Source organism: Streptomyces sp. MBT65, from assembly GCF_016612545.1.
GTDB lineage: Bacteria > Actinomycetota > Actinomycetes > Streptomycetales > Streptomycetaceae > Streptomyces.
This window is the reverse complement of sequence record NZ_JAENRY010000492.1, coordinates 1-7790: the sequence shown is the minus strand read 5'-3', so window position 1 is coordinate 7790 and position 7790 is coordinate 1. Positions and strand designations below refer to the sequence as shown.

6 protein-coding genes and 1 pseudogene are annotated in these 7790 nt (G+C 70.1%); 4 read left to right on the top strand and 3 right to left on the bottom strand.

Translation table 11 applies throughout. The features are described 5' to 3' along the window. Positions 1-19: 19 nt before the first annotated feature. Together JHN63_RS48970 and JHN63_RS48965 are read right to left on the bottom strand one after the other, a co-directional pair. The gene (locus JHN63_RS48970; protein ID WP_200691606.1) at positions 20-1372 is read right to left on the bottom strand and encodes a sugar phosphate nucleotidyltransferase; all 1353 of its coding nucleotides are present in this window, start codon (positions 1370-1372) and stop codon (positions 20-22) included. A gap of 173 nt (positions 1373-1545) precedes the next feature. After that, the gene (locus JHN63_RS48965; RefSeq protein WP_200691605.1) at positions 1546-2478 is read right to left on the bottom strand and encodes a lysylphosphatidylglycerol synthase transmembrane domain-containing protein; all 933 of its coding nucleotides are present in this window, start codon (positions 2476-2478) and stop codon (positions 1546-1548) included. Positions 2479-2631: 153 nt separating this feature from the next. On the opposite strand from JHN63_RS48965, the gene JHN63_RS48960 reads away from it, so the two are divergent. After that, a complete protein-coding gene (locus JHN63_RS48960) occupies positions 2632-4506 on the top strand; it encodes an ABC transporter ATP-binding protein (protein WP_200691607.1) in 1875 nt (624 codons plus the stop codon). Between the two features lie 83 nt (positions 4507-4589). Here the strand turns inward: JHN63_RS48960 and JHN63_RS48955 are convergent, their stop codons facing one another. Continuing rightward, on the bottom strand, positions 4590-6041 hold the full coding sequence (locus JHN63_RS48955; RefSeq protein ID WP_200691604.1) for a cytosine permease: 1452 nt from the start codon (positions 6039-6041) through the stop codon (positions 4590-4592). 246 nt (positions 6042-6287) lie between these two features. Between JHN63_RS48955 and panD the strand changes: the two genes are divergently transcribed. The 3 genes and pseudogenes from panD to JHN63_RS48940 all read left to right on the top strand — a co-directional run. After that, complete coding sequence (panD, locus tag JHN63_RS48950; RefSeq protein WP_200691603.1) at positions 6288-6707, top strand: aspartate 1-decarboxylase; 420 nt, start codon at positions 6288-6290, stop codon at positions 6705-6707. Positions 6708-6729: 22 nt separating this feature from the next. Further along, positions 6730-7077 carry a GNAT family N-acetyltransferase gene (locus JHN63_RS48945; RefSeq protein ID WP_200691602.1) on the top strand — a complete coding sequence of 116 codons (348 nt, stop codon included), beginning with the start codon at positions 6730-6732 and terminating at the stop codon, positions 7075-7077. Between the two features lie 128 nt (positions 7078-7205). Further along, positions 7206-7790: pseudogene (locus JHN63_RS48940) on the top strand (arylsulfatase); the annotation flags it as partial.

Here is a 7790-nt window from a genome sequence, read left to right as displayed (position 1 = left end):
GAGTGGGCGGGGGGAGCGCTCAGATCCAGTGCAGGATGTCGTCGGAGCTGGTCAGATGGGTGCCGGTGGGCAGCCCGGTGACGGCGGGCACCCGCAGTCGGGGATAGACGCTCACCCCGGACAGCCGGGTGCCGGGACGCAGGTCGGCGGCCTCGCCGATCGCGGAGTGGACGAGCCGGACGGGGTTGTCGCGCTCGGAGTGCACCCGCGCCATCGGCCCGACGTACGAGTCGGTGATGCGGGCGTACGGCCCGACGACCGCGCTGTCGCCGATCGCGGTCCGGCTGAGCCGGGCGCCCTCGTCCACGTCCACGCCGTCGCCGATGTCGCTGAACCGCAGCTTCACGCCGGGGCCGATCTCGGCGTTGCGCCCGATGCGCACGGCGGGGCCGATGACCACACTGCCCTCGGAGATCTTCTGGGCGAGCGTGGTGCCGGTCACGCTGTCCTTGGTGCGCAGACTGGACTCGTGGATCCAGTACGGCGGGTGGGCGCTCGTCGGTTCGCCCATGGCCCGGGTCATCCACGGGTAGCGGCCGTCGAGCACGTCGCCGAGGGTGGCGAGGTAGTCGGGGATGCTGCCGAGGTCGCCGAGCCGGTCGATGGGCGCGGCGGCGACCGGCAGTCCGCGCCCGACCAGCCAGGGCAGCAGATCGCCGCCCCAGTCGAGGCGCTGCTGGGCGAGCCGGATCATCTCGGGGTTGCGCACGGCCAGCCGCAGCCGGCCGCAGTCGACCAGGTACATCCCGGCGTTGGTGGGCAGGGTGCGGACGGCCGACGAGAACGAGGCCAATGAGGGCAACGATGTCTCGGGGAAGATCCGGTGGACGCGGTCCAGGGTGGGTTTCTCCACGAAGCCCGAGACCAGTCCGTCCGGGGAGGTCTGCATCACGCCGTACTTGCCGGCGATCTCCTCGGGGGTGCGGCCGACCGAGGCGACGGTCACGACGGCGTCGGCGGCGTCGTGCGCGTCCTTGAGTCTGCGCAGGTCGAACTCGAAGACGGAGTCCACCGGCAGCACCAGGGCGCGGCCCGTGAGGTCCCACTGTTCGAGGTTGTGCAGGGTGGCGGCGCCCGATCCGACGTTGTAGCGGTCGAGGCGGGCGCGGGAGTAGTGGATCTCCACGCCGAACCGTTCGCCGTGGCCGAGCACGAGCTTGATCTGGCTGTGGTTCTCGGCGCCCTGGGCGATCACGTAGAAGCGGCGGATGCCCTGGTCGCGGCAGGACTGGACGAGCCATTCGACGACGGAGCGGCCGACGAACGGGATGAGGGCCTTGCTGCGGATGTAGTCGGCCGAGGCGAGGGTGAGCGGCTTGGCGCGTTCGCCCCTGCCTCCCGCCAGGATGATTCCTAACGTCTCGTCCCCCATGACAGTCCTGCCTCCTCGGCTGACAAATCAACGCTCTTCAGTCAACTCGCGCTGTCATGTAGAGTCAAGTAAAAAGTAAAACAAGGTAGTTGGAGCAAACGCGAAGCAGCCCTGGTCGATGTCTCGACCAGGGCTGATGCTGCTTTACAGGGATGTTCGAGCGGGTCAGTGAATCAGATGACTCTCAGCCGTACCAGCGCTCCGAGGGTCAACGCCCCCGGAATGATGGGGATCCAGACCGTGATGATGCGGTAGGCCAGCACCACCGCCGTGGCCACCGCGACCGGGCCGCCCGCCGCCACCAGCGCCACGATCAGCGCGGCCTCCACCGAGCCGATCCCGCCCGGCGTCGGCACCAGCGCCACCGCGACCGTCGCCGCCAGATACGCGAGCGCCATCTGCGCGGGCGGCACCGGCAGGTTCAACGCCAGCCCCACCGCGACGAGTCCGGCCGCCTGGAGCGCGGGGAACGCCAGCGAACCGCCCCACAGCGCCAGCGCCCGGGCCGGCCGGGTGTGCACGGAACGCGCCTCACTGAGCGCCGTACGGAGGAACGACAGGATCGCCGTCCGCAGCCGCCGTACCAGTGCGAGGACCAGGACCGCCACGCACAGCGCGCCGCCGATGATCAGCAGCAGCGGGCCAAGTGCCCCTGCCGGAAGGAGGGTTCCCAGCCGCAGGGCGTCCGGGAAGGCGATCAGCAGACCGGTGAGCAGGGTCAGCCGGGCTATCGACTCGGCGAGCAGGAACAGGGCCAGCGCGGCCGACGAACGGGCCAGCGGCAGCCCGCACACCGTCAGGAAGCGCAGGTTGACCGCACCCGCGCCAAGTCCCGTGGGCAGCAGGTGATTTGCCGCGCCCGCCGCGAACTGCGTGGCCAACAGCCGCCGCGCGGGCAGCCGTTCGACCACCGCCCCCTGTCGGGTGAACGCGGCGGCGACCCAGGTCAGACAGGTGGCACCGGCCGCGGCCACCAGCCAGGGCCACTCCGCCGACCGCAGTTGGCCGAAGCCATCGACGAGGACGGACCGGTGCTGGACGGCGACGACGGCGACCAGAAACAGCGGAAGCAGGCACAGGATCTGCCGGACGCGGATGTGTCTCACACCACTGGAGGTTCTCCGCGCCACGACAACTGCGGGTTGCGGCAGCGGGGACAGTTCCTTACACGAGGCCCTACACGGGGATCCGGCGTGCGGGGATCCAGCGCATTCGTTGACCTCAAGACCGCTTGAGGTCCTACGGTCTCTCCCATGAGCATGGAGAGCACGGCCTGGACCCAACTGCACAGTGTCATGACCGCGGAACAGGAGCGCCGCCCGTTCGCCCGCGCCACGCTGCGCCGCATCGCGGAGTTCGCGCGCCCGCACCGCCGCCCGATCGCCCGCTTCGTCCTGCTCGGGGTGGTGACCGCGCTGCTCGCCGTCGCGACCCCCGTCCTGGCCGGCCATGTCGTCGACGCGATCGTGTCGGGCGGCGACGACGGCACCGTCGTCCGCCTCGCCCTGCTCATCGCCCTGATCGCGGTCGCCGAGGCGGCCCTCGGGATCCTCGGCCGACGGCTCTCCGCGGCGCTCGGGGAGGGACTCATCCTCGATCTGCGGACGGCTGTGTTCGATCATGTGCAGCGCATGCCGGTCGCGTTCTTCACACGTACCCGTACGGGAGCGCTCGTCTCCCGACTCAACAACGACGTCATCGGCGCCCAGCGCGCCTTCAGCAACACCCTGTCCGGAGTGGTCAGCAACGTCGTGACGCTGCTGCTCACGCTGGTGGTCATGCTCACCCTGTCCTGGCAGATCACCCTGCTCGCGCTCGTACTGCTCCCGGTGTTCGTGATCCCGGCCCGCCGGATGGGCAGCCGCATGGCCCGTATGCAGCGCGAGGCGGCCACGCTCAACGCGGCGATGGGCACCCGCATGACCGAACGCTTCTCCGCCCCCGGCGCCACCCTCGTCAAACTCTTCGGCCGCCCCGAGGAGGAGTCCCTGGAGTTCGCCGACCGCGCGAGCCGGGTCCGCGACATCGGCGTCCGCACCGCCACCGCCCAGTCGGTGTTCATCACCTCGCTGACCCTGGTCTCGGCCCTGGCCCTCGCCCTCGTCTACGGCCTCGGCGGCTGGTTCGCCCTGCACGGCACCCTGGAGCCGGGCGCGGTCGTCTCGCTGGCCCTCCTCCTGACCCGCCTCTACGCCCCGCTCACCTCCCTCGCCGGAGCCCGCGTCGAGGTGATGAGCGCGCTGGTCAGCTTCGAGCGCGTCTTCGAGGTGCTGGACCTGAAACCGCTGATCGAGGAGAAGCCCGACGCCCGCGAGGTGCCCGAGGGCCCGGTCGCGGTCGAGTTCGACGAGGTCCGCTTCGCCTACCCCTCCGCCGACAAGGTCTCCCTCGCCTCACTCGAAGAGGTCGCCTCCCTCGACACCCGCGGCGGCGCCGAGGTCCTGCACGGCGTCTCCTTCCGCGCCGAACCGGGCCAGACCATCGCCCTCGTCGGCTCCTCCGGCGCCGGCAAGTCGACCATCGCCCAACTCCTGCCGCGTCTCTACGACGTCGACGAAGGCGCCGTCCGCATCGGCGGCGTGGACGTCCGCGACCTCACCGCCGCCTCCCTGCGGGCCACCCTCGGCATGGTCACCCAGGACGGCCACCTCTTCCACGAGTCGGTCCGCGCCAACCTGCTGCTGGCCCGACCGGCCGCCGACGAGGCCGAGTTGTGGGACGCGCTGCGCCGCTCCCGCCTCGACGATCTCGTACGGTCGCTGCCCGACGGCCTGGACACGGTGGTCGGCGAACGCGGCTACCGGCTCTCCGGGGGCGAGCGCCAACGCCTCACCATCGCCCGCCTGTTGCTGGCCCGCCAGCGCGTCGTCATCCTCGACGAGGCCACCGCGCACCTCGACAACACCTCGGAGGCGGCCGTGCAGGAGGCGCTGACGGAGGCGCTCCAGGACCGCACGGCCGTGGTGATCGCCCACCGGCTGTCCACCGTGCGCTCCGCCGACCAGATCCTCGTCGTCGAGGCGGGCCGCATCGTGGAACACGGCACACACGACCAACTCCTCGCCGCCGGTGGGCGATACGCCGAGCTGTACCGCACCCAGTTCGCGAAGCAGCAGCCGGAGACGGTCGCCTGACGGGGCGTCAGGGATCCGGCGTGGTCAGGGATCCGGTGTGTCGGGGGTACCGGTGTGGTCGGGGCTTTCGGGGCTCCGGTCCGTCAGGGCTCGCGGTGCTCGTGCGCCGCCCGCTCCAACTCCTCGGCCTCCGCCTCGGCCACCCGGATCTCGGCCTCCACGTCGATCGAGCGGCTCAGCCACCAGTACAGCAACCCGGCGACCGGCAGCCCGACGAACAGGGAGAGGTCGGCGCCGTCCATGGCGTGCGCGATCGGTCCGACGTAGAGCGTGCCGACGGAGAAGAACGGCACCATCACGCCGAAGCCGACCAGGTAGGAGATGATGCCGTGCCAGCCCCAACGGCCGTAGATGCCATGGGGGTTGAAGATCTCGGCGATGGCGTAGTGGCCGCGGCGCACCACGTAGTAGTCCATCAGGTTGACCGCGGTCCACGGGATGAACAGATAGAGCACCAGCAGCAGGAAGTTGTTGAAGTTCGTGAGGAAGTCGGCGGTCGCGGCCATCGCGCCGACCAGGGAGAGCGCGGCGGTCAGCCCGATCGTCAACGCCCTTACGCCCACGGTCGGTCGGACCTTCTTGAACGAGTCGATCGCGCTGATCAGGGTCAGTGAGCCGCCGTACATGTTCAGCGCGGTCACCGAGACCAGGCCCAGGGTGGCGAAGAGCAGCACGATCGCGCCGAAGCCGCTGAACACCTTGTCGCCGGCCGCGTTGATCGAGCGGATCGTGTCGAAGTCCTTGCCCGCCCAGGCCGCGAGCAGCGCGCCGAGCGTCATCAGCCAGACCCCGCCGAGCGCCGAGCCGAAGTAGGTCCAGTAGAAGGTCTTGCGGACGGTCACGTCCGGCGGGAGGTAGCGCGAGTAGTCCGAGACGTAGATCGCCCAGCTGATCTGGTAGCCCGCGACCACACCGAACTGCGCGAGGAACGGCGTCCAGGAGAACCCGCCGAGGTCGAAGGAGCCGGCCGGGTAGTGCAGGGTCGCCAGCACGCCCACGGTGAAGATCCCGAAGACGACCAGGAAGGTGTACGTCAGGAACTGCTCCGCCTTGTGGATGACGTCGTAGCCCACCAGCGCGATCACGAAGCCGACGACGGTGACCACGGCCACCCACATCTTGGTGCCGCCGTGCACCGTGGTGTGCAGGGCCTCCCCGGCGAGGATCGTGTTGAAGACGTTGAAGCCCGCGTACTGCACATACGCGAACAGCCACACCAACAGGGCGCCCACATAACCGAATTGGGGTCGCGACTGGATCATCTGCGGCAGCCCGAGCTGCGGGCCCTGGGCCGAGTGGAAGGCCATGAAGAAGGTGCCGAGCAGGGTGCCCGCGACGATCGCGATCAGCGACCAGATGAGGTTGCCGCCCTCGGTGATGCTGATCAGGCCGACCGCGAGCGTGGCGATCTGCGCGTTCGACATGAACCACAGGGGGCCGAGGTGCCACAGCTTGCCGTGGCGCTCGTTCAGGGGCACATAGTCGATGGAACGTATCTCCAGCCCCGACACCCGGGGCTCTGATGCGGTGGTCACGTTGCCTCCAGGGTGCCGATCAGGCCTGTGTGGCCACATTCATCCCCCGCACCGGTCCCGGCAACCGCAACCGAAACCGTGAACCACGGTCTTTACCTGGTCCATACAAGACCGTGTCCGACCGGTCGGCGTGAGAGCCCGGATTCGCTGTCGGCCCCGACCGCGCACAAGGCTCGCTGTAGAGTAGGAGGCCAGCCCTTGACCTGCATAAACGCAGGCAGGGAGCCTAGATTCGGGAGTGCCTCCATGCTGCGCACCATGCTCAAGTCCAAGATCCACCGTGCCACCGTCACCCACGCCGACCTGCACTACGTGGGATCGGTGACCATCGACGCTGACCTTCTCGACGCCGCCGATCTGCTGCCCGGCGAGCTGGTCCACATCGTCGACATCACCAACGGCGCCCGGCTGGAGACGTACGTCATCGAGGGCGAACGGGGCACCGGTGTCCTCGGGATCAACGGGGCCGCCGCCCACCTCGTGCATCCCGGAGACCTGGTGATCATCATCAGTTACGCTCAGGTGTCCGACGCCGAGGCGCGGGCGCTTCGGCCCCGGATCGTGCACGTGGACTCCGCCAACCGGATCGTGGGCCTGGGCGCCGATCCGTCCGAGCCGGTGCCGGGTTCGGAGCAGGCGCGCAGCCCGCAGGCCGTCACGGCCTGAGCATCCCACCAGGAGGAAGCCCATGAGCGAGACCGAGATCCGCGACGACCGGGCGGCGGGCCGCCTGGAGGCGATCGGTGAGGGCGGTGAAGTCGTGGGCCACATCGAGTACTTCGTCCTCGAGTCCCCGCGGCGCGCCCTCGTCCCGGTCCACACGATCGTGGAACCGGCCCACGAGGGAAAGGGCGTCGCGGGTTCCCTGGCCCGCGAGCTGTACGGCATCGCGGCCCGCGAGGGCATCGTCGTCGCGCCGCTGTGCCCGTACGTCGTGAAGTGGGCGGCACGCCACCCGGAGGAGGCCCCGGCCGCCGACCCCGCGTTGCTGCACGCGGCGATGGAGTGGCTCAGGGCGCATCCGGGGCGCTTCTAGGACCGGTTGGTTCCAGAGCTGGTCGGTTCCAGAACTGGTCGGTTCCAGGAGGGCTGGTCGGTTTCTGGACCGGTCCAGGACCGAAACCCCTGTCCTTTGTGAGCGTCCCGAAGAAAGGCCCTGCCCGCGTGCTCGCCCTCCTGCACACCTCTCCCGCTCATGTCCCGGTCTTCGACGCCCTGCGCGACGAGGACCACCAGGGCCTGGAACTACGGCACTTCGTCGACGAGGACCTGCTCGCGCGGGGCCCGCGCGAGCAGGTCCTCGTCGACGAAGTGCCGTAGTTCTCGACGAAGTCGCGGAGTCATCGGCGCCGTCGCGGAGTCGGCCGGTGCGCGGGCCGGCGTACCGGTGCTGCGCGGCGACCGCCCGATGGCGGCGGCCGCGGTGGCCGCCGGTCCGCGCGTCGTGGTGGCCGCGACGCTGGAGAGCACGCTCGGGCCGACCGTCGCGCTGGTCGAGGAGGAGGGGAGGCGTTTCGGCCACCCCGTCGGACTTCTCGACGCCCGCACGCTGCTCGTCGACGGCGCCTGGGCCCGCTTCGAGGCCGGCGACACCGAGGGCTGCGCCCGGCTGGTCGCGGACGCCGTGGACACGGTCACCGGCGCGGACGCGATCGTCCTCGCGCAGGGTTCCATGGCACCGGCCCAGCATCTGGCGACCACGGAGATCCCGGTGCTGTCGAGCCCCCGCCCGGGGCTGGCCGCCGGCGC

Excerpts from the sequence above, each read along its gene's own strand:
- JHN63_RS48970 (WP_200691606.1), bottom strand. The coding sequence starts at position 1,372 with ATGGGGGACGAGACGTTAGGAATCATCCTGGCGGGAGGCAGGGGCGAA.
- JHN63_RS48960 (WP_200691607.1), top strand. The coding sequence starts at position 2,632 with ATGGAGAGCACGGCCTGGACCCAACTGCACAGTGTCATGACCGCGGAA.
- panD (WP_200691603.1), top strand. The coding sequence starts at position 6,288 with ATGCTGCGCACCATGCTCAAGTCCAAGATCCACCGTGCCACCGTCACC.
- JHN63_RS48945 (WP_200691602.1), top strand. The coding sequence starts at position 6,730 with ATGAGCGAGACCGAGATCCGCGACGACCGGGCGGCGGGCCGCCTGGAG.